19 protein-coding genes and 1 pseudogene are annotated in these 25,857 nt (G+C 55.6%); 3 read left to right on the forward strand and 17 right to left on the reverse strand.

All coding sequences use genetic code 11. The features are described 5' to 3' along the window. Position 1: 1 nt before the first annotated feature. The 12 genes and pseudogenes from F3J17_RS23575 to F3J17_RS23630 form a co-directional block, all read right to left on the reverse strand. Positions 2–187: a hypothetical protein gene (locus F3J17_RS23575; RefSeq protein ID WP_167064520.1), complete on the reverse strand. Its 186-nt coding sequence runs from the start codon at positions 185–187 to the stop codon at positions 2–4. A gap of 19 nt (positions 188–206) precedes the next feature. Beyond that, positions 207–731, reverse strand: coding sequence for a gamma carbonic anhydrase family protein (locus F3J17_RS23580; protein WP_167064523.1), 525 nt, complete (start codon positions 729–731; stop codon positions 207–209). Continuing rightward, complete coding sequence (locus F3J17_RS23585) at positions 731–2,317, reverse strand: acyl-CoA synthetase (protein ID WP_167064525.1); 1,587 nt, start codon at positions 2,315–2,317, stop codon at positions 731–733. Before F3J17_RS23585 ends, F3J17_RS23580 begins: the two co-directional genes overlap by 1 nt. Before the next feature lie 21 nt (positions 2,318–2,338). Then, positions 2,339–3,505, reverse strand: a complete 1,167-nt coding sequence (locus F3J17_RS23590; RefSeq protein ID WP_167064528.1) for an acetyl-CoA acetyltransferase — start codon at positions 3,503–3,505, stop codon at positions 2,339–2,341. Between the two features lie 1,422 nt (positions 3,506–4,927). After that, on the reverse strand, positions 4,928–5,830 hold the full coding sequence (ltnD, locus tag F3J17_RS23595) for an L-threonate dehydrogenase (protein ID WP_167064531.1): 903 nt from the start codon (positions 5,828–5,830) through the stop codon (positions 4,928–4,930). Between the two features lie 4 nt (positions 5,831–5,834). Then, the gene (locus F3J17_RS23600) at positions 5,835–7,145 is read right to left on the reverse strand and encodes an MFS transporter (RefSeq protein WP_167064534.1); all 1,311 of its coding nucleotides are present in this window, start codon (positions 7,143–7,145) and stop codon (positions 5,835–5,837) included. Positions 7,146–7,854: 709 nt separating this feature from the next. Then, positions 7,855–8,124: pseudogene (locus F3J17_RS23605) on the reverse strand (LysR family transcriptional regulator); the annotation flags it as partial. 58 nt (positions 8,125–8,182) lie between these two features. Further along, positions 8,183–10,075, reverse strand: coding sequence for a TRAP transporter large permease subunit (locus F3J17_RS23610; protein WP_167064540.1), 1,893 nt, complete (start codon positions 10,073–10,075; stop codon positions 8,183–8,185). 112 nt (positions 10,076–10,187) lie between these two features. Continuing rightward, positions 10,188–11,198, reverse strand: coding sequence for a TRAP transporter substrate-binding protein (locus F3J17_RS23615; protein WP_167064542.1), 1,011 nt, complete (start codon positions 11,196–11,198; stop codon positions 10,188–10,190). Positions 11,199–11,232: 34 nt separating this feature from the next. Then, the gene (locus tag F3J17_RS23620) at positions 11,233–12,030 is read right to left on the reverse strand and encodes an SDR family NAD(P)-dependent oxidoreductase (RefSeq protein WP_167064545.1); all 798 of its coding nucleotides are present in this window, start codon (positions 12,028–12,030) and stop codon (positions 11,233–11,235) included. A gap of 121 nt (positions 12,031–12,151) precedes the next feature. Next, on the reverse strand, positions 12,152–12,946 hold the full coding sequence (locus F3J17_RS23625) for a phytanoyl-CoA dioxygenase family protein (RefSeq protein ID WP_167064548.1): 795 nt from the start codon (positions 12,944–12,946) through the stop codon (positions 12,152–12,154). An 88-nt stretch (positions 12,947–13,034) separates the two neighbouring features. Beyond that, positions 13,035–13,790: a GntR family transcriptional regulator gene (locus tag F3J17_RS23630; RefSeq protein WP_240161128.1), complete on the reverse strand. Its 756-nt coding sequence runs from the start codon at positions 13,788–13,790 to the stop codon at positions 13,035–13,037. Positions 13,791–14,113: 323 nt separating this feature from the next. Here F3J17_RS23630 and F3J17_RS23635 point away from each other — a divergent pair, with 323 nt between their 5' ends. Continuing rightward, positions 14,114–14,386: a hypothetical protein gene (locus F3J17_RS23635; RefSeq protein WP_167064551.1), complete on the forward strand. Its 273-nt coding sequence runs from the start codon at positions 14,114–14,116 to the stop codon at positions 14,384–14,386. 36 nt (positions 14,387–14,422) lie between these two features. Here the strand turns inward: F3J17_RS23635 and F3J17_RS23640 are convergent, their stop codons facing one another. Continuing rightward, a complete protein-coding gene (locus F3J17_RS23640; protein WP_205194924.1) occupies positions 14,423–15,127 on the reverse strand; it encodes a GntR family transcriptional regulator in 705 nt (234 codons plus the stop codon). Positions 15,128–18,053: 2,926 nt separating this feature from the next. After that, positions 18,054–19,997, reverse strand: coding sequence for a tannase/feruloyl esterase family alpha/beta hydrolase (locus tag F3J17_RS23645; RefSeq protein ID WP_345891237.1), 1,944 nt, complete (start codon positions 19,995–19,997; stop codon positions 18,054–18,056). 724 nt (positions 19,998–20,721) lie between these two features. On the opposite strand from F3J17_RS23645, the gene F3J17_RS23650 reads away from it, so the two are divergent. Next, a complete protein-coding gene (locus F3J17_RS23650) occupies positions 20,722–21,534 on the forward strand; it encodes an IclR family transcriptional regulator (RefSeq protein ID WP_167064554.1) in 813 nt (270 codons plus the stop codon). A gap of 434 nt (positions 21,535–21,968) precedes the next feature. Here the strand turns inward: F3J17_RS23650 and F3J17_RS23655 are convergent, their stop codons facing one another. Genes F3J17_RS23655 through F3J17_RS23665 form a run of 3 tightly spaced genes read right to left on the reverse strand, consistent with a single transcriptional unit; the run spans position 21,969 to position 24,597 of the window. After that, positions 21,969–23,438, reverse strand: a complete 1,470-nt coding sequence (locus tag F3J17_RS23655; RefSeq protein WP_167064557.1) for an aldehyde dehydrogenase — start codon at positions 23,436–23,438, stop codon at positions 21,969–21,971. A 26-nt stretch (positions 23,439–23,464) separates the two neighbouring features. Further along, complete coding sequence (locus F3J17_RS23660; RefSeq protein ID WP_345891238.1) at positions 23,465–24,061, reverse strand: thiamine pyrophosphate-dependent enzyme; 597 nt, start codon at positions 24,059–24,061, stop codon at positions 23,465–23,467. Positions 24,062–24,063: 2 nt separating this feature from the next. Then, the gene (locus tag F3J17_RS23665; protein ID WP_167064563.1) at positions 24,064–24,597 is read right to left on the reverse strand and encodes a phosphonopyruvate decarboxylase; all 534 of its coding nucleotides are present in this window, start codon (positions 24,595–24,597) and stop codon (positions 24,064–24,066) included. A 122-nt stretch (positions 24,598–24,719) separates the two neighbouring features. On the opposite strand from F3J17_RS23665, the gene F3J17_RS23670 reads away from it, so the two are divergent. Next, positions 24,720–25,661 (forward strand): LysR family transcriptional regulator, encoded by a 942-nt coding sequence (locus F3J17_RS23670; RefSeq protein WP_167064566.1) that lies wholly within the window; start codon positions 24,720–24,722, stop codon positions 25,659–25,661. Positions 25,662–25,857: the final 196 nt, after the last annotated feature.

Raw genomic sequence — 25,857 nt, forward strand, 5'->3', positions numbered from 1 at the left:
ATCAGTTCCTGCAATCAGTACGCTGGCCAGTTTTCATGGACTTGTGCATGCAGAGTTCGTCGAACGGGTCATGGCACGAAATCGCGCAGAGAAACTCGAATCGATCCAATGGACTCATTTCCTTCAGTTTGAGGCTGTGAACGCGCACACCGTTCCAATACACGTCGTCGTCTTTGAACTCCAGCATGCAGATCTCCAGATACCAATTACCACTCGCGATTCAGTTCGGTGCGATAGCGTTCCGCCCGCTCGCGATATTCTGCGGCGTTCGCCTCGATGAAAGCCGCTTCCCCATCAGTCAATGCGCGTAATGCTTTTGCAGGACTGCCAAGAATCAAATGGGAACCATCAAAAATTTTTCCCTGCGCGATCAGCGAGGCAGCGCCTACCATACATCGTGGCCCGACATGTGCACCATTGAGCACGACGGCCTGAATTCCGATGAGGCTGCCGCTACCAATGCGGCACCCGTGAAGCATGGCCATATGTCCAACTGACACTGATTCTCCAACAAATACAGGGAATCCAGGGTCAGCATGAATGATTGCGCCATCCTGAACATTCGCGTTTTCGCCAATGACAATTTTTGCGTTGTCGCCACGAATAATGGCGCCGGGCCAAACTGAAGCACCTTGGCGAATCTCAACGTCTCCAATCACGATCGCATGTGAGGAAACGTACGCATCAGGATGAACTACTGGACGCAAGTCGCCGAAACTGTACCCTGCCACTACGCCACCTTTTCTTGTGCGGCTTCGTGCGTCGCCGTAAGTCGTGCACGCACATCCTTCTTGGTGACCTTTCCGTATGCCGATTTCGGAAGCGCATCCCAATAGACGAATTGACGAGGCCATTTGTAGCGGGCAAGGCGGCCGTCAAGGTGCTCAAGAAGCTCTTCTTCGCCAACGGAAAAGCCCGGGCGACGCACGAGCACGGCGACCCCAATCTCACCCCACTTCGGGTCGGGCATCCCAAGGACAGCGACCTCTTGCACAGCCGGGTGCATAAGCAGCGCTTCTTCAACCTCACGGGGGTAGACGTTCGAGCCGCCAGAAATGTACATGTCGGATGAGCGGCCGGTCACGTACAAAAAGCCGTCGCGGTCCAAGTGACCAAGATCACCAGTGTGGAACCAATCGTCCTTGAATGCCTTGATGTTCGCCTCGGGGTTGTTGTCGTAGCCGATGAACACCGCTGGGCCGCGCACACAGATCTCTCCCGTTTCAAACGGCTCCATGCGATTACCCGCTTCGCCCAGGATCGCGACTTCCATACCGGTACGCGGATAACCACAGGTACCAATCTTCGCGTCGGGGCCATCCTCCTCGCGGTGCATCTCTGGCGGTAGCACGGTGATGTTCCCGGTCACTTCACCGAGGCCGTAGTACTGGACAAGAACGCGGCCAAGCTTCTTCAGTGCCATCTGCTGGTCGGCACGATACATCGGCGCTCCGGCGTAGATGACAAATTTCAGCGAACTATGATCGTACTGATCGACTGACTCGTCCTCCGTGAGAATTTTGACGATAGTCGGCACCGTGAACATGTTGTCAATCTTGTGCTGCTGAACTAGCGACCACGCTTCGGCCGGGTCGAGACGCTCCGACTCAGGAAGAACGCTTGCTGCGCCGCGCGCAGTGTTCACAATGGCGTGGATGCCTGCGCCATGGGATAGCGGTGCGACGACGAGCGAACGCGACCTATATGTGATTCCTGGCATCAGATCGGCGATGTGGTTTGTTACAACAAAGGCCATCTGACCATGGGTCAACGTACCCGCCTTCGGATAACCGGTAGTGCCGGACGTATAGAAGAACCACAGGGGGTCGTCGCGCTCCACTTCCGCGGCTTCGAATTCACCCGTGCATTCCGCCTTCAACAGCTCGTCATATCCAATCTCACCTTCGCGTGGCTTGCCGAGCGCGATGACGATTTCGAGTGCTTCAGACGCCTCACTCACAGCGTCGACGTGCGAGTCGAATCCGCTGTCGTAGACCATCACACGAGCGCCGCTCGACTTGGCCAAATATGCTGCCTCCGGCGGTGCGATGCGATAGTTGGTCGGTACCCAGACTGCTCCGAGCTTGAACGCCACATAGGCACTTTCGAAGAGTGGCAGGTTGTTGCGGGAATGAATGAGCAGCTTGTCACCCTTCTTCACGCCCTTGGCGCGCAGAGCCGCACAGACCGCGTCGACACGGCGGTTGATCTCGGCCCACGTGTAAGTGCGCGATGAAGTGATCAAACCGGGCTCGGTCGGATGACGACGGGCAACCTGAGTGAGCAGATTGCCAAGGTTCATTACTTTGGTCAGCATTTTTGATTACCCTTTTCTTACTCAAGCTCGACGCTCAAGGATCGACAGATAGTTCGCAACGGCGGCACCGCCCATGTTGAAAACACCCGCAATGCTGGCACCGGGGATCTGCATGTCGCCCGCGTCGTTCGCAAGCTGCATCGCCGCCATCACATGCATCGACACGCCAGTGGCGCCGACGGGGTGGCCCTTCGACTTCAGACCACCGGAAGGATTGACCGGCAATGAGCCATCCTTTCGTGTCACGCCATCGAGAATCACGCGCGCGCCCTGGCCGTGTTCTGCAAGCCCCATCGCTTCGTATTCCAAAAGCTCAGCGATGGTGAAACAATCATGGGTCTCTACGAGGGACAGGTCTTTGAGCGTCAAGCCTGCCTTATCCAACCCCGTCTTCCATGTTTTTGCCGCACCTTCAAACTTGGTTACATCGCGCTTAGAAAGTGGGAGATAGTCGCTAACCTGGGTGGTGGAGCGAAACGTGATAGCGCGCGGCGCATGCCGGGCTTCCTCATCGATGGCGATAACGAGCGCAGCAGCTCCATCTGAAATCAACGAACAATCCGTGCGCTTGAGCGGACCTGCAACGAAAGGGTTTTTCTCCGAAGGCGTACGACAGAAGTCGAAGTCAAAGTCCCGACGCATATGCGCGTAAGGGTTCACCAAGCCATTATGGTGGTTCTTCGCAGCGATGGCGGCGAGCGCATCCGACTTGTCACCAAAACGCGCGAAGTAGGCTTCAGCAATTTTTCCGAAAAGGCCGGCGAAACCACCTGGGACGCCCAACTCTTCGCGCGCATAAGAGCATTTGAGCAGCACATCGCCCACTTCCTTAGTCGGAAGGCTGGTCATTTTCTCGACGCCAATGACGAGCGCGTATCGTGAACGTCCAGCGTTGATAGCATCAAGCGCCGAGTAGACGGCCGCCGAGCCGGTGGCGCAGGCATTTTCGCAGCGAACCGTAGCGGCATAACGCAACTCGGGAATCGAATTGAAGACCAAGGTCGACGGAAAATCTTGGTACACGAAGCCCGCATTGAATGTGCCGACGTGAACCGAATCAATAATCGAAGCATCGACGCCAGCATGTGCCAGCGCTTTTGCCGCGACATCCGCCATCATTTCTTCCGGCTCGAGAGCATCAAGCTTTCCAAACGGAAGGTGACTCCAACCGATGATTGAGGGTTGCATAGCATCTCCTTAATGCTGATTGCAGGGACTGTATTGGTGCGCAACGCAGGTCCCCCGCGAGCATGTCCCATTACTACGCCAGAAGGCCTAGGGACATTTCCATTCGCCCCACATAGGTCCATTATATGGACCATAAATAGCGCTCTTGATACGTATATTAACCCGTAATATATGGTTTTTAGCCGATAACTAGACAAGCTCGGGTTAACCATGTTTCATATTGTGGACCTTAAGATCAGATTGCTTCGACTCGCCCGCTATAAGTGGCGTCGGCCGCCACCAAGCGGCAGTGTCGCCACGCATTGACAAGACTTATCGACGAGCCGGTCAGCTCTATCCACGCTGTCAGACGGACTCCGCGAGAAAAATCACCACGACGACGCTACTTCGCGTATGAGAGAACTCAGACAAAATCGGGGTGATCGTCTGAAAATAGCGTCCAACGCACCATGAAGACCGATCGCACGAACCCACGGCTTCGCTTACGCCGCCATGAAGAAACGCAAACGACCCGGCCCAGTTCTGCCGATCAATCACGTGCGGTGTAAGACAGCGCGGAATCGCGCAGCACTGGCGATTGCGGGTATCGCCTGCAATGCGTGCCGTCATCTCCGCGAGCATTTCAGCTAGAGAGTGGCGGCTAACGGCTCGTCGATGAAAGCTTGGGTGATGAGAAGAGACATCTAAACGCTAGCCCGCTGTACGCAAGGCGCAAGGAACACGATGGGATTTTCTCAATCAACATCGGCTACTGCATCCAACTGCTCGACAGAGCCGCGCGCTGCGAGCCCCCATAAGCAGTCTTAACGCTCTAACGGAACGAAAGCGAAGGGAGTTCCGCGAAAAGTACTGCCCAATATTTAGTAGCGCGATAATTTCACCACGTCGTCGCACGAGAGTTCCTCGTGTGCTCGCAATATTCCTTTGCGCTGCGCCGCAAAGGTGTGAAATTGCCGACCGCTGCAGTCGAAAGGCACTCGCGCGGGCGAGCCGAAAGTGATGACGAATAACCCCACCCGCCGGCTTACTCCTTCGCTTACAGGGACTCCCGCATCGAGCAGAGGAATTCTTCAATCGGCGATTTCACCATCTTCTGGAGGCTGACCAAAACAAGAGTCTATTTCGAACGGCCCGAGCCGACGGAGTCGCATGAACGTTGCGGCTGAGGGGGGCGTGCAGGCGTCTTTGCAAGCACGCTATCGTGGCGCATCAAGATTAGGTTGCACTTACGCTGACGGGAGTTCCGATTGCCGTGGCTCGGCATTGAGTGCATCCACCCTGCGTCGAAAAAAGTGCGCTCGCACCGATGCAAGCATTCACCTTCTTGGCGATAGCGAAATATCTAAACGTGCCATCGTTTTCAAGTGCGATGGCCTTCCGGAGCGACGAATACTCTAGCCGATGATGGATGTTCTGCGCCTGTCAGTTCTGGTCCTCGGACGTTGGCAACTTGATTCCAGGGAAGATCTTGATGACTGCCGTGTCGTCCTCGCTGCCGTAACCGGCGGCGGAAGCTGTTGTGAACATTTGATACGCGGTTGAGGCCAGCGGCAGCGGAAACTCGTTTGCCTTTGCAGTTTCGAGCACAAGACCCAAATCCTTCACGAAAATATCGAGCGCTGTGACTGCTGGCGCATAGTTTCCCCCAATGATGCGCGGCACGCGCTCCGAGAAAGCCCACGAATTGCCAGCGCTATGTGTGATGACCTCATAGAGTTGAGCCGGGTCGACGCCTTCAGCCAGACCCAACGCCATCGCCTCGGCTGCGGCGGCGATCTGCACCCCCACTAGCAACTGGTTGATAATCTTGACCTTTGAGCCCACGCCATGCGCACTGCCCAATCGATACACCTTCGACGAGATTGCCCGCAGCACGTCCTCACATGCTTCGAATGCGCTATCCGGGCCCGACGCCAGCAACGAAAGTGTGCCATCCGCCGCGCCTACAACACCGCCAGAAACGGGCGAATCAATTAGGCTGATGCCGCTCCTAGCGAGCCGCTCGCCAAGAGCGATCGGATATGCTGGTGGCACGGTCGCCGATGCGACCACAACGCTGCCCACGCGCATCGCACCCGCCGCCCCATGTTCCCCGAAAAGCACGACGTCCGTCTGCTCCGCGCTCACCACGAAGATGATTACGACGTCGCATTCAGCGCCCAGCTGCGCAGGCGTTTCGCAGCGCTTGCCTCCCTGCGCCACGAATAAAGCCAGCGAAGCCTCCCGCACATCGCAGCCGTACACGTCGAAGCCCGCGGCAAGCAGATTTTTCGCAACACCTTGCCCCATTGCGCCCAGGCCAATCACACCGACTTTCTTCATCATTCATTCACCGATTAACCAATTGCTTTTTTACAAACAGTACCAACACACCACCGATGAAGATCGACGCAGCCATCAAGTACAGGCCGATATCGGTAGAATGTGTCTTATCGCTGATCCAGCCAATGAAAAACGGCCCTAGAAAACCAGACAGATTACCGAGGGAGTTCACCACCGCGATACCCGCCGCAGCCGCAGCGCCCGACAGAACCGCTGTCGGTAGACACCAAAACTGCGAAATCGTGACAATCACGCAGCAGGTCACGACGGTGAGCGCAATCATCGCGACTATGAGGTTATGGCTGAACTCCACTGCCACCACCCAAGATAGCGCGCCGAGCCACGCTGGAAGCGTGATATGCCAGCGGCGTTCGCGGCGCGCATCCGACGAACGGGAAACCAGGATCATCGCGATGGTCGCGGCCGCGTAAGGCAACATGCTCAATAAGCCAACTACAAGCGGATCGATTGCACCGGAATTTTTGATCAGCGTTGGCAGGAAAAAACCGACGCCGTAAAGGCCCACGGCAAAAAAGAAATAAATGCCGCACATCATCCACATGTGTGGATTTGTAAAGCCATCGCGCAGCTTGTGCGACTGTGCTTGTGCCTGGTCATGCGCGATGTCCCGAGCAATCCGCTTGCGTTCATCGTCGGTAAGCCACTTAGCATCGCTTACGCGATCCTGCAGGCAGGCAAGCACGGCAATCGCCATTACGATCGAAGGAATCGCTTCGATCAGAAACAGCCACTGCCAGGCCGCCCATCCGTTCCGACCGTCCATCGTGTGCATGATCCACCCAGATACCGGGCCACCGATCACTCCCGCCACAGGAATTCCCGTCATGAACAGGGCAATCATTTTCGAGCGGCGCGCGGACGGATACCAGTATGTGAGATAGAGAATCACGCCTGGAAACAGGCCGGCTTCTGCCACACCCAACAGGAAACGCACGAGATAGAACATCGTCGGCGTGGTAACAACCATTGTCGCTGCCGAGATGACAGCCCAAGAGATCATTACGCGCGCGATCCACACCCTCGCGCCGACCTTGTGCAGGATGATGTTACTCGGCACCTCAAAAACAAAGTAGCCGACGAAGAAAATACCGGCACCCAGCCCGTACACCGTTTCGCTGAAGCCAAGATTCCTCAGCATCTGTAACTTTGCGAATCCGACGTTGACCCGGTCGAGATACGCGACCACGTAGCACATGAACAATAGCGGGATCAGGCGCCAGGTGATCTTTGAATAGACGCGCTCCTCTTCGGTCAAATCGACAACGCTCGGGTGAGCAAAATCCTTGATACTCGACATGTACTGTCTCTCGATGGGAACGCACAGGAAGCGATCTCAGTTACCCGACAGGAGCAGTTCCCGATTTGCAGTTCGCCGAGGAGATCCATATTATGGACCCATGTAATTCATACCAAGATCTTCGGCCTCCATACTAGATAAGCATTATGCTTTCATAAAGGCTAATTTCACAATTTCAGGGTTAACTACAGCACCACTATGTGGACCACATTGTTAAATTCGAACGAAAAAGACGTTCGCGATGATTTCAATGCCTAGAACGCGCACGCCGTAATCGCGATGCTATCTCGCCAGCGGCAAATGCCAGATGATTCGCGAATATCGCGGGCAGTCATTTCGCACGGCGCGGAGCATCAACCAATCACGACCCGCGCTCGCAAGGTGACGCCCAGTGTTCATTGCAGAGGAACTAACTTTTTTGAGCCACAGGTCGATCAAGCCTATCTGTGTATCTCGTGCACCGACATTGCACAGGCACTCCGTGAGCCACCGTATTGGCGGCTCACGAGCGCAGCGTTGCACACGGGGGACCACCCACACCAAAAGCCTGCTTTCCGGTCTCGAACCGTGCACTATTTTTTTGATTGTGGTGCACAAATCGAGGTTCAAGCATTCGACACTCGAGCCATAGGCGCCCCGGTCACGCAAGGCTCCCACGCACACCCTTCACCAAATTTGTAGTCTTATTTTTCTTTGCGGCGTTAGCTATTTCACCCGCAGCCACGGCTTTCGCATTGCGCTCAGCCTGCTGCAACTTCTCCAAAATAAGCCTGGCATCCTGATAGAACTGCCGCCCTGCTGGCGTAAGTTCAACCCGACGTGACGACCGTTCGAGCAGTTGTACACCAAGGGCTGCTTCCAGCGCGTTGAGCTGACGACTCAATGGTGGTTGAGTGATATCCAGCAACGCGGCTGCTTTGCCGAAGTGGCGAACTTCGGCAAGCGCCACGAAATAGCGTAGTCGTTTAACGTCAATCATCAGTCGGACCGCGTCGCAATTACACACACCCGACTATCCGTCACCACGTGCTTTGCCGTCACTTTAGGAAACCCATCGAAAACCACGGCACAACCGCAATGATGAGTACGCCAGCAAGCAGCGCCAACGAATACTGAAGCATCGGGCCGATACCTTCGTTGGGGTTAACTTTGCCGACCGCACATGCAGAGTAGTAGCCTACACCGAAGGGAGGCATGAAGAGGCCGATGCCCATCGACAAGATAACCACCATTGCATAGTGAACTTCATGAATGCCGACCATCTGCGCGACAGGGAACAGTAGCGGACCGAAGAGGACCACAGCAGGAATGCCCTCAAGGACGCTGCCCAGTATGATAAAGCCAACAATCGATGCGGCGAGGAAGCCCAAACGACCACCCGGTAGGTTTTGCGCTGCTTGGGCAAGAGCGTCCGAGAATCCAGATTGCGTCAGCGCCCATGCCATGCCAGTCGCAGCGCCGATGATGAGCAGAATCGCGCCAGAAAGCGAAGCTGAGTCTATGAGCATAGGTACGATGCGCTTCCACTCAAACTGTCGGTAGAGAAATAGACCTGTGATGGCAGTGTATGCAATCCCTATAGTCGATACCTCTGTGGCCGTCGCGATACCCTCTACGACCGCGAACCGAATCAGGAAAGGCAAGAAAATTGCCGGCAGCGCAATCACGAAAGTGCGCCAGATAGCCCTTCCGCTGGCCCTCTCGCGCTTCGCGATCTCCATCTTCTTGTTCCGGTACCACACCATGGCGCACAGGAAAACGCCAACGACGACTGCCGGCAAAATTCCGCCCGTGAAGAGCGCTGTAATCGATACGCCTGTGACCGACCCAATCGTAATGAGCACGAGACTCGGCGGGATGGTTTCCGTCTGCGCCCCCGAGGCCGAGAGCAACGCGACAAGTTCGCCGGGCTTGCAACCCTGTTTGCGCATTTCCGGGAACAGCGCCGGGGCGATCGCCGCCATGTCGGCCGCCTTGGAACCGGAGATGCCAGAGACAAGATACATGGCTCCGATCAGTACATACGAAAGGCCGCCCCGAGTATGTCCGAGCAGTGATGCCAAGAACGCGACCAACCTCTGCGCCATCCCGGTCATTTCAATGAGCAGACCAAGGAATACAAACAGCGGCACCGACAGAAGGATCAGATGAGACATTCCTTCTGCCATCCGGCCGACGAGGATGTCGCTAGGCGTCGACGTCGTTAGCGTTAGGTAAGCCAACGTTGAAAGGCCGAACGAGAATGCAATCGGCACACCCGCGAGCACCGCCGCCCCCATCAGAACGACGAAGAACACGAGCAAATTGAGCGCGCCAAGATTGGTCAACTGCGATCTCGTGAGAATCAGTATGCCGGAGATAACCGCACAGACCAACACGGCCTTAAGCGCCGTCATCGGCTTGACAGTGGCGAAGAGTCGGACCACCGCAGTAATTGCCATAAGCACTGCGCCAACTGGCAGCGCCGCTGTGCGCCAAAGTTGAGAAATTCCCGTTGCCGGCAAGGTCATGATTGCGTCGTTCTCAGCCGAATCATAAGCCGGCACCAGAATGAGCAACAGGAAAATTAGCGAACAGACCACGGCAATCGCCTCAAACAATGCCGAGTTGTCCGGTTTCATCCGACTGACCAGCGACGACATCCGCATATGTTCGCCGCGCCGTAGGGCAACAACTGCGCCAAACATCGCAAGCCAGAGAAAGAGCAGCGAAGCGAGTTCGTCAGACCATGTAAGTGGGTCGTGGAGCGCGTACCGCGCTACGATGCCCGCCATCAGTAGGACGATTTCCGTCACGACCAATAGTGCAGCGGCTGTTTCGACCAGAGTACCTATAGCCCGGTCGAGAAAGAAAAAAACCGAGCCCAAGCCCCCTTTCGGAGGGGCAGCTTGGGTGGGCGCAGGCGCGGATAGCTGCGGGGATACTCGCATGAACGTCTCCCTTGAATCCATGTAGCGATTCGATCGACCGTTGTATCGGAGGATGTGTTAGGAACGCCGTCGTTATGCGACTGGCATTCCAGTACCTATGTTGCGGGGAGGACTAACCGAGCTTGCCCGAGTAGGCTTCAAGGTGAGACCACGCTTCAGCACCGAACTTGCTCTTCCAGTCAGCGTAGAAGCCGGCGCTTGCGAGCGTCTTTCGGAACGGTGCAGGGTCGGGCTTGTTAAACTTGAGCCCCTTCGCCGAGAGGTCCTGCGCAAGCGAAACCGCGAGCTTTTCGCTGTCTGCCCGCTGCAACGTCGCCGCTGCATTCAAATTCTTGGCAACGATATCTCGCATCGGCTGGGGGAGACCCTGCCATGACCGCCCGTTTGCAAGAAGCCAGTACCCGTCCCAAACATGCGACGTCTGTGCGCAGGTTTTTTGCACCTCGTACAGTTTTGCGGTCGCAATAATAGGCAGCGGATTTTCCTGTGCGTCGATGACTTTCGTCTGCAACGACGAATACAACTCGTTAAAGTTGATCGGCGTCGGCGCCGCTCCCAGCGACTTGAACAGCGACAGTAGCAGCGGGCTCACAGGAACACGAATCTTCATGTTGGTGAGGTCGGCCGGCGTTTTGATGGCATTGTTTGCCGTAATCTCACGAAAGCCGTTGTCCCAGACCTTGTCCATGACGACAAGACCGGACGCACTGATCTTGTCTCGGATGAACCCGCCCAGAGAACCGTCCATGGCCCTCCAGACCGTCGGGTAATCCGGGAAGGCAAAACCGACGCTGTTCAGTGAAGCCATCGGCACAAGGTTCGCGAGAATGACGCCCGGCAGGGTGAGCAGGTCGATGCCACCACTGCGGACTTGGCTGAGCATCTCCGTATCACCGCCGAGCTGCCCATTGGGGAACACGCGGATCTCCACCTTGCCGCCAGTCTCTGCCTTGATCTTCTCCGATGCCTCTTTCAGACGCAGATAGATCGGGTGTGTGACCGGTACGTTTGTCCCTAACTTATACGTGTACGACGGCGTATCGGCGAAAAGCGGCGCACCGGTAATGCTTGCCAAACCTAGCGATGCACCAGCCTTGATGAATGTACGACGGGTGGTATCCATGCGTGTCTCCAAACTTTCTATTTATAAGGTGTTATCAAGCACAACGAGCTGTCAGCCCGCCATCCACCACCAAACTCGTGCCCGTGATGTATTTGGCTTCATCGGAAGCTAGAAATAGCGCAGCATAGGCTGTGTCCCATCCGTCGCCCATCTTGCCAGTCGGTACTTGGGCGTCGCGCTGGTCGATCATCTCGTCGACATTCCCACCGTATGTTTCTTTGAGCGGCTCGCGAATAAGCGGCGTGTTCATAAATCCCGGTAGTACGCAGTTCGCACGAATGCCCTGCCCCGCATATTGAACAGCCATGTTCTGTGTCATCCCGAGCATGGCGGCCTTGGCAGCGCTATAGGCAAGATACGGGAAACCCAACCAGCGGATGGCAGCAATCGATGCGATGTTGACGATGGAGCCAGCCCCGTTCTGCAGCATATGTGGGATAACATACTTGCAAGTGAGAAACACACTCGACTGGTTTACGGCAATGACTCGATTCCACGCGTCCTCTTCCGTCTCGACCGGGCCGCCGACTTCAACGATGCCCACGTTGTTGTGCAGAACATCGATCTTGCCGAAGTGCTTGATGCACTCGGCAGCCATGGCCTGCACATCCTTCGAGTCGGCGACATTTGCGCGCGCGGCGACGCATTTTCCACCTTCAGCGGTGATGGTCTCCGCTGTTTCCAATGCAGCCTCGATGCGATAGTCGACCGCCAGCACGCTTGCACCCTCGCGGGCATACAACGCCGCAGCCGCCTTCCCGTTACCCCAACCTGGTCCGGACGAGCCAGCACCAGTGACGATAACGACCTTATCCTTCATTCTGTTTGCCATACCTTTACCTTCAGATCCTGCGACACAGCGCCCGAGCGGACGCTGTGTCTATTCGATCAAATTATTTCAATCAGGAATACTTATTTAGTAGATTAATTGCGGCCGCGCGCGCATGGAGCTTTTAGGCTGCAACAACCTTTTCTACATACTCTTCAAAGGCGCGAGCCGACGTTTTCTCGACCGGGGTGAAATCCCGGTGGGCTATAAATTCAGGTCGCGTCGGATTAACGATGGCGTTCGAAACTGCTGAAAGCGTGAGGTACACAATCCTGCGCGAATATGGCGTAATGTTCCCCGCCGAGCCATGGACGATGTTCGCGTGGAACATCAGCACCCCCCCCTTCTTGCCGGTCGGAGTGACAATGCCGTTTCGCTCAACGAGTTCCGAGACCGTCTTGTTGTCAAGCGTCCAGAGCGGGTACGACGTCGTCTTCACGTCATGCGACGACGCGAGCGCGCCCGATTTGTGGCTACGCGGAACAATCATCAGCGGGCCGTTGATCGGCATTACATCGTCCAAGAACACCGCAATGTTCATCGCGCGCGGCTCCGGCATGCCGTCATCCTTATGCCAAGTCGGGAAGTCCTGATGCCACTGCCAGACGTCGCCAGTGAAAGCGGCTTTTGCGTTGATTTTGAACTGATGCAGATAGCAGCTCTCGCCGAACAGTTGCTCCACGGGGTCGACAAGACGTTCATCCGCTGCGAGGAGCTTGCACACCTCGTTGTACTCCTGACAGGCGAAAGCCATCCGCGGCGTGCCATCCTTTTCGCGCCAGACTTCTGGGCGCTGCTGGGTGAACACATCAGCGGCAGCCGCGCGCAGTGCGTTTACCTGTTCAGCCGGGAAGCAGTCGGGAAGGAAGATGTAGCCGAGTTCGTCAAATTCGGCGAGTTGTTCAGTGGTGAGTTTCATTATTAAGTTCTCCAAAATTCTCAGAAAAAGCGAGCCCACACATCCCGAGTCTTCGGGATCGTTAGTTACCGCTCGTGATGTGCCTGCGTCAGTCGACGCTGACTACGAATTCAGTAAGCCTGCGATACATATCGCTGCTTGCTCGTTGCATGTGCCGAGCCGCCAAGTCTGACCCCTCAAGTACATTACCGGACAGCACATACTCCGTCATTTCTTGGTGCTCCTCCCACGCGCGACCCGGGGTTTTCGGTTCGTCAAGGACAATGAGCATTGATCGCATCAGGTGAGCCCATCGAGCATTCATCATCTGCTCAATCACGCAGTTGCCGGAAAGTCGGTAGATCGCCCTATGAAATTCAAGATCCGCCCGGACCAGCATCGGCAGCGAGTCTCCTTCTTCGTAGGTTTTTTGACCATGACTCACTGCCTGCTTGAGTGCGGCCACTTCCTCTGGTGTCGCAATCCGGTCTGCCACACGTTGTGCCGCCAATCCCACCGCTGTCACCTCTAACGCTTTACGAGCCTGATACATCTGCCTCATGTATTCAGGGTCAATAGGCGTTACCTCAAGTCCCTGACGACCCGAATCCTGCAGCAGGCCCTCATGCTTGAGTAACTGCAGGGCGTGACTGATCGGCTGACGGGACACGTTCAGTTGACGTGCAAGTTCCGCCTGCCTAATGCGTTGTCCGGGCTTGAGCTCGCCCAACGCGATGGACGCAAGCAGCCTGTCGAATACCTGGTTGATAAACAGAGGACTGTCTGCCACCAGAGAAGTTTGAATTCCGAATTCCATAAACGCAACGTTAGGCCTCTGACCATCCAAAGTCAACGCCACTTGCATAGGGACTTCCCCCATACTGAGGCAAATCCACGTCTAATTAACTGATTTATAAAGGAATACTTCACCAAAAAATCAGAGGTCGTGCCCTTCTTGGTGGCTTTTCGTCAAAACCTGAAGGGTAAACCCTTCGATTACAACGTTGACTCCCCCCATAAAAACCCCTAAATTTCAGCAAAAATGGAATTCCGAATTCACACTATGGCGGGGACATGGATTGAAGAGCGTCTCGGCGCGACACGCGGGGGAATTCGTGCAAAAGGATGCAACTTCCGGCCGCCCGCTCTGAACGATAGGTAGCACGTGTCTTAAAGGAGAGACTTGCAATGGCAACCGTAGACAGCGTTACGGTAGTAGAAATGAGTATCGGGTCGCTGATGGAGTTGGCCGCTAGCCCGGACGGCTTACCTGTCGACGACAGTATTCAACAGCTTGTCTGCAGGACCTTGGAACTGGTCGACAGTCATGCTGGAAAACACTCTGCAGGCAAGACAATGTTCGAAGATGTATTGCGGACTAGGGCGAATCTGGTAGCGAATGCTTCGCCCGAGACTGCGCGGGTGTTGATGCGGGCCCGTCAGGTTTCAACATCGCTCTGACCTTCATGCATCAGATCGCTCTGACAGTGCAGTGTCTCAGCTGGCCGGCCCGGACATTGCTTGAAGCCGCTTGCAGAGGTCGACTCCCGCCGTTTGGACGTGACGACCGGCAAGGTCGGAGGCGTCCACAACTGCGCCCTTAAGCACACTGTGCGCAATCGCCGTGTGTTCTTCCCAAACGTGCGGCAGATTCGCATAGCTATTGGAAACGATGAGCGAGCGCATGATGTGCGCCCATCGTCCATTCATCATCTGCTCGATGACCGTGTTGCCCGATAGCCGATAGACGGACGTGTGAAATTCATAATCGGCCCATGCCACCTCTGCAATTGGTGCGTTGGTGCGCAGTTTCTGCAGACCTTCTTCCAGCGCCTGTTCGACACTCGCGCGTTCCTCAGAAGACGCCTGGCCGTCGGCCACGCGCTGCGCGGCCAGCCCCGCCGCCGTCGCCTCGAGCGGGCGTCGAGCTTGATATAACAACCGCATGTAATCCGGGTTGATTGGGGCAACTTCCAGCCCCTGTCGCCCAGCGTCCTGCAGAAGTCCTTCGTGCTTGAGGAGTTGAAGCGCATGACTAATGGGCTGCCGCGAAACCTGCAATCTCGTCGCCAAGGCAGACTGACGGATACGCTGACCAGGCGCAAGTTCGCACAAGGCGATGTCGGTCAGCAATCTGTCGAACACCTGGTTGATGAACAGCGGACTGTCGTCCACCGTCTCGCGAGCGATCTCAATATCCATATCCAAGGCTTTCGGCCGTAACGGCGGCGTCGCGGCGCTAGGCAAAGCCTACCCCACTTCTCCGAGAATTACAGACACCACAATCGAAGACAAATAGGGGCTATTATAGTGCAGCGCAAAAATCGCCTCATGTCAGCCACACGCCCCAAGAGCAAACAGGATTCTCCAAAATCGTTCTTGCCTCCGCGGCTCTTCCAAGATGTCCTGCAAAACTGCAAGCCGTAGCGGTCGGCAGCTCTACAGAACTGCAACTGGCGGTTCGGTGCGTGACGCGCCCTGCATTTTATGGCCGCAGCCGCGGCAGAATATTCAGCAAAGACAGGCCAACGCGACGTTCCCCCCCCGGATTCGCACGCGCAAGCCACCTTGGCCCCTTCGGTATGGACTCTCACGGGGCGAAGATGCTCTCACATTTGCACGCGGCCAACGATTTTGTGACGTTGCCGCGCTGAACAGTGATTCCGGCCCCCTCTCAATCTAACCCAGACTGGCTTTGATCTTCGCAGTGGCGCAATGGCGACCACAGCTGATTACTATCGACGCGAGTTTGCCCCTATATCCGCATCCCATTCCCTGATGGTCACAATATTTACGGGACGAAAGGTTTGCGGACCGCGAGCACATCTGATACCGAACTGAACGCCGATTGGCGGGCTCGCAGCAATGCCGAGCCCACGCGCGATTTCCTGCCTGGGGTTGCCAGTTACGCATTAACTCCGCATCGCGATAGATCCAATGCTGCCGATCTAGTGCCGCGCTCATAGTTAAGCGTGCGTCACAGCGAATGCCCGCGGGAAGAGGTGGAGGGCCAACAGGAACTCCCTGATGGGCGAGCGAGAGTGGGTGAAGTGACCTGCCAAAAAGCTGCAGCATGAAGACAGACTTACCGCGCGCGTCCGCAAGTAGACGCTCAGCTAGAGAAAACGACGAGCGCCCTCCCGGGGTGACCACACGCTCCGCCGCATCGGACGGCACAAGTTGTTGGCTCGGGTAATGAAGCTCCTGCACTGCACGTGCGTCTTCCGCATGGGGAGCTAGGCAGGCGTACTGTATCCACCGAGCAATAGTCGCTGCCATACGTGAATATGCTCAAGCCAACCACATCAGGCAGTACCTTTGAACAATTGGAGATGACATGTGCTTCGAGCCGAGTCTCGGCGATTTGTACCGGACTCGCTTCGTTAGCCGTGTCAAAAATATGGGCCATCGGAAACGGTGCCAATCCTGCCGCGCACGCTGCTGCCGGATTCTTCGTTGCAGCATCCGCAAGGCCCCCCCTCTCCACCTTCATCGACGTACACGAGGTATTGTTTTCCGCCAATTTTGATTGGAATGGTGTGCTGAGACGTCGAACTATCCGTTACCGGTACAGATGTAACCAACGTCATTTGTGCGTTCGGGGTGCGAGCCTGCACTCGCGTGGTGTCCATTACGTAGAAGCCGTTCTGCGCCTTCGCATTCTGGTCATTCAGCGGCGCGGGTAAGCTCGACAGCCTGATTCCGTCACAGCCAATCGAAGCGAAGTAGGCTCAAGTGCCGTCGTTGCTAAACGAAAGTCCGTGAGCGACGCCGCCCAATGGGAGCGTAGCAACATCGATCGAGCCAACGTTTTTCGGATGTTCCGGGACAGAGATGTCGATCGCGTAATATGCGTTAGATACAAGCGAGACAATGTAATAGGTGAGGCCATCGGCAGACAGACCACCTTCATGCCCTGACGGCGCCTTTGGAGCGACAACACCGCCATCGGTGACTGTAGCGACGTCGATACTTGATAGCAACCGACGGTACCTACAGTCCGACGCAATGTCGTAAATGCCGACCTCAGCACCCCCACCCCCATTACTCCCATTATCAGCAACGGGCAGTCCGCGCTTCTCTCTAACCATCAAAGATTCCCTTGGGTCGAGCATCGCGGGCGACGTCAGCGAAGTGACGCGTGCTGGCTTCGTCGGGTCTGTGATATCAATTACAAGGAGGCCCGGGTTCACGATACCGCGACTTTTACCGGTCTCTCGCACGTATCGCAGATTGAACGGCCAACTACATTGATCAATTCGCAACGTAGGTCATCATCGTTCGGTTCCACACTCGAGTCTGAGGATCACGATGCCGCGTTGAGGCCTCGAGTTGAGGCCTTGTTTTGAGTCACGCTTGCAAATTAGCAATAGTCCGCAATTCGCATGGTCGGTCTTTCGGGTTCCGGTGGAAAAACGCACCAGTTTCCATCTCGATGGCGATAAAAGAACATCGCTCGCGATCCTGTGCCATTGTCTGCGACAACACAAACGTAGCGCCCGATCCGGGATCGCCCGTAGTGGCTGACTCTAAAGCCTCGCTTCGGGTCGGGGGACAGCCAATCGTGGACCATTACCCTCAACGATCGTTCTGCACTCTTCATTGCCCTTCTCCATCTACTTCACCATCACCACACTGTAGAAACCGCCCTTAAGGGAGTTGCAGACTGTCCACCCGTAACGCAGCCGGTATAGGGCGTGACGGCTACGAATACCGCCAGATCTTCCATGCCTGCAATGTTCCCGCTGGCACAGCCGCTCGTAGATCCACCACGGCAGTCGCGTCGGGAAAGTCTGTTGGTTCGGTCGCATGCCATTGCGTTCAACGAACTTTTTGTGTACGTCGGAGTAGTCAAATTCACCGATGCGACAAGGACGCGCTTACAACTCAGCACTTCTACCTCGCATTTCCAACTCACGAAAAACAGCATTTACCCCGCGCTCTAGTCCGCAGTCCGTCAGAAACTCTAATGTGCGTTCTGAAGCCAATGTTAGGTCCTTATTTTCTGACTGGCGGAGCGTATTGGATTGCCGAAGATTCTCCGACAAACGTTGCATTTGAATCAACGGCAACCCAAATTTCTTCTCAACTCAACCTGCATTGCAAAGACACAAGCCTCTTGCCTGCCTCAACTACAGACGTAACTTGCAGCTGCCAGCGGGCTGCCAGATGTGTACTGGGGTTTCTGCGGGTAAGGGCACATTGGACGACTCACATTTCCCGTCGGATCCGTGAGCACCTCCCGCCCGGGTTCGACCCCTTGCTCAACCCAGCCTGTAAGCATGTCGTACGGCTGATTCGCCGTCGGGATCGGCACTGTAGCGCCAGCATTCGCCGTCCCATTCGTGCTGGAGTGGCCCATCCCCGCAACGAAATACAATTTGAAGAACTGCTGCACCGCAGATATGCCGCCCATCTGATTTGCGACGTTCGTGTAGTAGTTGATCGATCCTTGCGGGTACACCAGTTCGTCGGACAATCCGTGTACCGCGATCATCTTGCCACCGGCCGCTTTGAATGCAGAAAGATCGGGATTGTCACTGTTAACGTTGTCGAATTGAGGTTGTAGCGCGATCCCCTGATCAAAGGCGTTGTTGAGCCCCGCGTACCCCAAGGTTTTCCAAGCGTTCTGGCCGTTACCCGTTGCATTCACAAAAGTGGAGTCCCCGATCGCGGGATTCTGAAGCTCAAGCGCCAACATTGCGAGCGGTGGTGAAAATACGCCGTATGGCGAGGCATATGCGACTGGGAACGAAGCCGGGAGCCCAAAGACATTGACCCACCACTGCCCCCACAAACTGGTACCTCGCGTATTGCCGTACCAGCGGTGAACACCCGTCGGCTGCACGGACCACCCGTTGTCCACAGTAGGATCCGGAACGCTACCGTCAGAAGTCATGCCATACCAGATTTTGTTAATCGCGTTGGCTTGCAATTTCGTAACGCAAGCACTGGTTGCATTTGTCCCGCCATCCGACGGACACAGGACAGTCGCGTCCTTTGTCGGATCGTAGGTACACTGCTGCGGATCGGATATGTAGCCCAAATGCACCCCCCCTACCACATCGCAAGAACTGATCGCCGCGTTCGAAACCAGATCCTCCTGCGCAGTGGTCAATGGAACGCCACCGAGGTCTTGCTGAAAAACAATTTGAGGATAAACACCGGCGGTCAAAAATCTTGTCCAGTTGACCGACGGATATCCGACGATAATGCCATTAAAGTCCGACGGATACGCTTGGGCAGACTTGACACCAGTTCGCCCTCCGGTTGATCCGCCTTCGTAATACGAGTATTGCGGCGCCGATCCAAAGTATGTCGCTGTCACAGCCTTTGCCTTGACAAGCGCTTCATGGATACCTAGTTCCGAGTAATTTTTCCAATTACCCTCGTTGATAGATCCATCTGGGTTCATGAGGAAAGAGCCGCCGTCCGCGGGCGTCTGATTGCCAGAGTCTGTCCCAACAGCGACGGCACCCTCTTGCTGCACGACTTGCTCCGGCGTCGTCAAAGGATGAGTTACTGCGCCATTCCCTTCCAGACTACCTTGCCAACCCGCTCCGCCTAGAAAATGTAGCCGCTTGTTCCAGCTGGCTTGGGTTGGCAGGTAGATGCTGACCCCGATCCCCGTTGACGTTGAAGGGGCACTCGCCGGCCCCGGGTTACCCGGACCAATAAGTAGCTGCACCCCGCAGACCTGCGTCGTTGCGACCGGGGCCGTTGAGGCACTACTCGCGACCAACGTCAGTGGGTCCCCTGGATTGAAAGCAACCACATTGACGACCTTAGTCTCGGGATCCTGTGCGAACGCAGCCGCGATCGCAGTGGACGTGCAATGGGCAGCTTGCGTCCAGCCTGCTTGGCTGACTGGTGCGGCCGGCCCGCTGCTGTCGCCATGGCAACCCGAGACGAGTGCGGCCATGCCGACGCAAAGTGAAAAACTACCGACAATCGGGACAAACCTACCGACAATGCGTCTGTGGATTGCTCCCAGCTTCGGACTCTCTCGTTCATCTCCCGTCAGATTTCTCATCGCTGCGTCTCCTATTAATCGTTGCACAATTAATTCCATCCTATTTATTTTGTATTACTAATTTTTCAAATAACCCGAAAACCTTAATCCCCGCGGTAGTTCAACTGCCTGACTCTCGGCTCCATAGCAGAGTAATACCCGAATATGCTTTGAGCCTTCCATGCCTAGTCCAGCCGTAGATGAGCTGGAGCAAAAGCTGCAAAACAGCTGCAGCAACTAGCAATGAGGATTTGCTGGTACGCCCAGTGAAACGTATCTACCTTTAGGGATGCCAGCCTGAATGAGATTTTTGGACACACCTTGGCCCTTCGCGCCAAGTCCGATTACGCCAACACTCTCACACACTCCCTAGCTCCGGCTCTCAAGTCTGCCGTCGCGAAATCCGACGCGCTTTACATCCCGAGAATTAGTCTGATTTTTTATAATGTCCGCAACGCATCTATAACAACTCCCCTAGCTAAGGCACAAAGACAGATACACCGGCAGTAAGCCCTAACTTAATCGCCTTACGTTTTCATTCGATTTCCCACGCGGTCAGCAAACGCGACATCGCTCAGAATTAGCTGTGGCCCGCGTCGATTGACCCTAGAATGATTCAAAGCTCCACAATATGGACCTCGATTGATATTCGAAAACCTCTCTTGTGGCCAATGTTAGTCGAATGCCCCCAAGCCACAAAGACATTGACCATTGATTCAGGGTTAACTATGGCGTCATAATATGGACCATCCACCATCCACCATCCAATACTGGAGATCGCACCATGAAGGAAGCTGTTGCGGGGACGCAGGCCGTTTCTCGCGCCTTGCTAGTATTGCGCACCGTCGCAAGGTCCCGTACCACTGGAATCAGCCTAGCCCAACTCGTACGCGAAACACAGTTGAACAAGCCGACAGCGCATCGACTTCTGTTAGCCTTGATAGCGGAAGGGATGGTGGAGCACGACGCACAGACCGTGCGTTATTACATCGGACGGGAATGCTACGTTCTGGGCGGGATCGCAAATGAGCGCTTTGGTCTAGGGCGCGAAGCGGCTGACGCAGTCGCACGCCTCGCGCGCGCGTCTGGCGACTCTGCCTTTTTCTCTATCCGAAGTGATGTATTCGCAGTCTGCGTACTTCGCGAAGATGGTGATTTTCCGCTGAAAACGCACGTTCTCCAGCCGGGAACGCGCCACCCGCTTGGTGTAGGAGCAGGTAGTCTCGCAATGCTAGCTGCGTTGGACGACGGCGAAATAGACCGTTGCATCGCAGAAAACGCCGACTTGCTAAAGAAAAGCTACCCTAACTTCTCCGTTGATTTGCTAAAACGTGAAGTCGCAAATACTCGCGAGCGCGGATACTCAGTGAATGAAGGCTTAGTTGTCACCGGATCTTGGGGGGTGGCCGTCGCCGTGCATGGTCACACCGGCGATATAGTAGGTGCTTTGACTATTGCGGCAGTCGAATCGAGAATGGGACCTGACCGTCAACCAGAACTCGCCAAGAAACTTGTCGCAGAGGCCAAGCGCCTTGAGTCGCATTTGGCGCGGGCAGCGTCAATGCGACCGGAAGGCAAATCGCGTGCCCAAGGCTAACCCTTCGTATTCGCACGGAGGCGCCGTTTTGATGCCGATTCGACGTTTGCGCAACGGCAGATTCAGTCCTCACATTTAACTGCGGAAGGAGTGCCGCTCTGCCTGCGCTATGTTCATCGAAAGTGATCTCGCTCCCCCAAAGACCCTCCACGTCTCTGACACTAGTTGCATTGGGTCCGCAGGCAAGTGCGTGCACAGCTAACGCACATTTACCACTACTCGGCTGCCTGTCAATTGCTGTTCGATTAACAGATCCTTCGCCGCAACCCGATTGCCCGCGTAAACGTGCAAGGCAGCCACCATGCGATCGCCGTGAGCAGCGAGATGCGTCCCGTCTTCATGGCCTCGAGTGCAATCAACGTGCGGCCCGCTAACACGCGCTGCCTGGGCTGAAGTGCCAGCGGAGCTACTGCCAATGCAATGTTCGATGTATATCAACGGATCGTGAAAGGATTACCCGTGGGCACGCCCGTGTTTATCCAGACACTCTTTGTCTGCAGATAAGATTCGATCGCCACCTTGCCGTTCTCCCTCCCAAATCCCGAATCCTTATATCCGCCGAAGGGAGACATAAAGCTGACAGCGCGATAGGTATTGACCCAGACAGTGCCCGCCTGAATTCGCTCTGACATTCGAAATGCGCGACCAATATCGCCAGTCCAGACCCCAGCTCCCAAGCCGTAGCAGCTGTCGTTGGCGATAGCCACAGCTTCTTCTTCGTCCCTAAACTTCAGGATAGATAGCACAGGCCCAAACACCTCTTCCCGAGCGATACGCATTTTCGGAGTAACACCCGCAAAGATTGTGGGTTCGACGAACCACCTGCCGGCTGCGACTGCTGGCTTGCCCCCTAACTTGAGTTCCGCTCCCTCGTCTTGAGCAATCTTGATGTACGAGAGGACCTTGTCATACTGGACTGGAGTCGTAACCGGACCCACCTGCGTGCCGCCAAACATTGGATCCCCTAGCTCCGCAGTTTTCGCTAGGTCGACAAGTTTCTCGACAAAAATGTCGTGAATGTCTTCCTGCAGCAACAGACGCGAGCCCGCGATGCACGTCTGCCCGGTTGCCGCAAAAATACCCGACACCGCGCCATTAATCGCATCATCGAGATTGGCATCAGAAAAGACAATGTTCGGCGACTTGCCACCAAGTTCAAGGCTTACGTGCTTGAACTGCGCAGCGCATTGCTGGTTGATCACCCGACCGGTCGAATCTGATCCCGTAAACGTTACCTTTTTGACCAGTGAATGGTTCACAAGAGGCGCACCTACTTCGGCTCCAAAGCCTGTGACCACATTCACGACCCCTTTCGGGAAGCCCGCTTCTGCAAACAACCCAGCCAGTTCCACTGTAGACGCAGATGTGAATTCTGATGGCTTGATGACAACCGTACAGCCGGCTGCTAGCGCTGGAGCAATCTTCCATGCAAGCAGCAGAAGCGGTGAGTTCCACGGGGTAATGGCTGCAACCACGCCAAGCGGTTCTCGGCGGGTGTAGTTGAAGTAACCCTTTTTGTCGAGCGGAATAACCGAGCCTTCAATTTTGTCCGCAAGTCCTGCGAAATAATAGAACCATTGCGGAATATAGCGGACCTGTGCGCTCATCTCCGCGAGAAGCTTGCCATTGTCCCGTACTTCCAATGCGGCGAGCCGGTCGGCATCGCGCGTAATCAAATCGCCCACCTTGCGCAGCAGGGCACCTCTTTGGGTCGCAGTCGCCTCGGCCCACGGGCCGACCCTGAATGCTCGGTCCGCAGCTTGTACAGCAAGATCAACGTCCTCGGCTGACGCCCGTGCGACCTCCGCCCACACCTGACCGGTAAAAGGATTTTGGGTATCAAACCGCCGGCCATCGCGGGCGTCTACGTATGTCCCGTCGATGAACATCTGATAGTAGGTCATGATTTGACTCGCCTTGATATTACCAACTAGAACGTTCCGAAGCCGAGATGCCAACGAAACCTGTTCTTGACATACGTGCCGTCACGCGGGGGAAGCGCGCGCTGTGGCTCGTCCGTAGCGATGTAGACTTGGGCAACCGTCATACCTTCGCGCTTACGAATCGCGGCAACCAATGACTCTAGTTCGTCGATTTCGGTAATTTCCTGCGTTGCAGGTACACCGACTGCCTTCGCAACCTCTGCGAGGTTAGTGCCGAGGCTCGTGTGACTCTGCTGCATTCCGGTTTCACCAAAGTGACCGTTGTCGAGGATGACGACATTCAGATTCTTGGGCCTCTGGACGGCAGCAGATGCAAGGCTCCCCATACCCATTAGTTGCTCGCCGTCGCCCGTGATTGCGATTACCGTCTTCTCCGGCTGCGCCAGTGCAAGGCCCAGAGCAACTGACGTCGAAGCGCCCATCGCACCCCACAGATAAAAGTTGCTTGGACGGTCGCCCGCCGCAAACACATCATATGACGGTGAGCCGAGCCCAGTCACGACGAGGGCATCCGGAAATTGCTTGAGCAACTCCGCAACGAACTTGCGACGATCAATGCGGCTTTTGGAAGTAGAAGTATTCACGATCAACGCATCCATTTTTTGCGACCAATGAGGCTTTGGGAAAGAAGGACTGCTACACGATTACCTGCATCGAAAGCCGAAACGAGGCCAGCGTCGACGATCTCGGCGGCCTGCGACGGGTCGTCCACGCGATAGACGGTGATACCCATCAGTTCCAATGCCTTCGCGGTGCGCAAGCCCATGGCATTCTGCCAAGGGTTGAATTCGGCGTATTCACCGCGCATCGTAACCAATGTGAAAAACGGGAACTGGCAGCTTTCAAGGAGCGAAAACATGTTCACACAGTTACCTACACCGCTACTTTGCATCAGCAGCACGGCACGTTGACCGCCCAACCAAGCCCCGCTCACTACGCCGACACCTTCTTCTTCCGTTGTCAGAACGACGTCCCGAATGTCCGGATCAGCTTTGGCCTTACGGATAGTCAACGAGTGACCGGCATCGGGAACGTACACGATCTGACGCACGTCATTCTGTTTGAAAGCTTGAAAAATGGCCTCTTGCCACGGGAGAGGCTCGTTGCTCGGAGAGTTCATTGTTGAAACCTTAGAAGGTGGTAGGACGACGGTGCTATCATAATTTTGGTTAGGACAGTTGCTGAAATAGAATTACGCGATACCTAGATCAACTAATTCGATGCCTAAGAGAGTGAGTATTCATGGACATCAAACAGCTACGTGCGCTGCTCGCGGTTGCTGAGACTGGAAGCGCGACAAAAGCCGCCGAGATTCTTCGGGTGGTACAGCCAGCCGTCTCACGACACATTCGCCTCCTCGAAGAGGAGCTTGGCGCCGAGCTCTTTGACCGGCAGCGTTATGGCATGGCCCTGACCGACGCCGGCCACACCATGGTTGAATACGGAAGACGGGCATTGCAAGAACTGGATCGCGCGAAAGCGGAGATTCGGCCAACGGCCGGAACCGTTGTTGGCACGGCGACCATCGGCCTCCTCCCTAGTACGTGCGTGATGCTGGCATCCGAGTTAGCCGCTCGCGTACGAGGCACCCATCCGCAGATCATGATGCGCCTCAATGTCGGATATGCAGGCAATCTTCTAACCTGGCTCGAAAGTGGTGACGTTGAAATCGCGCTTCTCTATGACAAGGAAGCCATGCCGGGAATGCATTTCGAGACTGTGCTCGACGAGAAGCTGCTCCTCGTCGGCCCCGCGGGCTGTTATGCAATGGATCAGCCTGAAACGATCGAGAAATTGCGCGGCGTGCCGCTAATCCTTCCCGATGCACCGCACGGACTGCGAAGCGTCGTTGAGCATGCATGTGCGGTGGCGGGCATCGCTCCGATCGTCGCAATCGAGACCAATTCCTTGGAAGTCCAGAAAAGTCTCGTTTCGCGCGGGTTTGGCCATTCGATACTTCCTAGTTCAGCAATATCCGAAGACTTAGAAATAGGTACATTGTCAGGAACGCCAATCGTGTCACCAGACCTCTCCCGTAGAATCATCTTGGCTCATGCGGCGACCCGACGCCTTTCTCCCGCGGCGGCCATCGTTCGCGAAGAGCTCAAAAGCCTTATGAGACAACTGGTTCTCGATGGCTCATGGCCGGGAGCTACGTGTACTAAAGTCGACTCGGCAAATTAGTTCTGCAACGCACATCGAACTGCGTACGTTTCAAACAAACGTACCACACATCCACTGCCGTCACGCAGTCTTAATAAACCGCAGAATTCGTTTATCGATTGACTGAGCCAGAGCGACGTCGTTTCATCTCTGAAGCTCTACGGATCCTTGCCGCCGCTTCGCCCGCTGTGGTGTCCCCCTTCGTTCTGACGAGCGC

Origin of the sequence: Burkholderia sp. Ax-1719 (genome assembly GCF_011753055.1) — a bacterium.
Taxonomy (GTDB): domain Bacteria; phylum Pseudomonadota; class Gammaproteobacteria; order Burkholderiales; family Burkholderiaceae; genus Paraburkholderia.

What these genes read in the sequence shown, in the direction of transcription:
- F3J17_RS23575 (WP_167064520.1), bottom strand. Translation starts at nt 187, where the DNA reads ATGCTGGAGTTCAAAGACGACGACGTGTATTGGAACGGTGTGCGCGTT.
- F3J17_RS23585 (WP_167064525.1), bottom strand. Translation starts at nt 2,317, where the DNA reads ATGCTGACCAAAGTAATGAACCTTGGCAATCTGCTCACTCAGGTTGCC.
- F3J17_RS23590 (WP_167064528.1), bottom strand. Translation starts at nt 3,505, where the DNA reads ATGCAACCCTCAATCATCGGTTGGAGTCACCTTCCGTTTGGAAAGCTT.
- ltnD (WP_167064531.1), bottom strand. Translation starts at nt 5,830, where the DNA reads ATGATGAAGAAAGTCGGTGTGATTGGCCTGGGCGCAATGGGGCAAGGT.
- F3J17_RS23600 (WP_167064534.1), bottom strand. Translation starts at nt 7,145, where the DNA reads ATGTCGAGTATCAAGGATTTTGCTCACCCGAGCGTTGTCGATTTGACC.
- F3J17_RS23610 (WP_167064540.1), bottom strand. Translation starts at nt 10,075, where the DNA reads ATGCGAGTATCCCCGCAGCTATCCGCGCCTGCGCCCACCCAAGCTGCC.
- F3J17_RS23615 (WP_167064542.1), bottom strand. Translation starts at nt 11,198, where the DNA reads ATGGATACCACCCGTCGTACATTCATCAAGGCTGGTGCATCGCTAGGT.
- F3J17_RS23620 (WP_167064545.1), bottom strand. Translation starts at nt 12,030, where the DNA reads ATGGCAAACAGAATGAAGGATAAGGTCGTTATCGTCACTGGTGCTGGC.
- F3J17_RS23625 (WP_167064548.1), bottom strand. Translation starts at nt 12,946, where the DNA reads ATGAAACTCACCACTGAACAACTCGCCGAATTTGACGAACTCGGCTAC.
- F3J17_RS23630 (WP_240161128.1), bottom strand. Translation starts at nt 13,790, where the DNA reads ATGCAAGTGGCGTTGACTTTGGATGGTCAGAGGCCTAACGTTGCGTTT.
- F3J17_RS23635 (WP_167064551.1), top strand. Translation starts at nt 14,114, where the DNA reads ATGGCAACCGTAGACAGCGTTACGGTAGTAGAAATGAGTATCGGGTCG.
- F3J17_RS23640 (WP_205194924.1), bottom strand. Translation starts at nt 15,127, where the DNA reads ATGGATATTGAGATCGCTCGCGAGACGGTGGACGACAGTCCGCTGTTC.
- F3J17_RS23645 (WP_345891237.1), bottom strand. Translation starts at nt 19,997, where the DNA reads ATGGAATTAATTGTGCAACGATTAATAGGAGACGCAGCGATGAGAAAT.
- F3J17_RS23650 (WP_167064554.1), top strand. Translation starts at nt 20,722, where the DNA reads ATGAAGGAAGCTGTTGCGGGGACGCAGGCCGTTTCTCGCGCCTTGCTA.
- F3J17_RS23655 (WP_167064557.1), bottom strand. Translation starts at nt 23,438, where the DNA reads ATGACCTACTATCAGATGTTCATCGACGGGACATACGTAGACGCCCGC.
- F3J17_RS23665 (WP_167064563.1), bottom strand. Translation starts at nt 24,597, where the DNA reads ATGAACTCTCCGAGCAACGAGCCTCTCCCGTGGCAAGAGGCCATTTTT.
- F3J17_RS23670 (WP_167064566.1), top strand. Translation starts at nt 24,720, where the DNA reads ATGGACATCAAACAGCTACGTGCGCTGCTCGCGGTTGCTGAGACTGGA.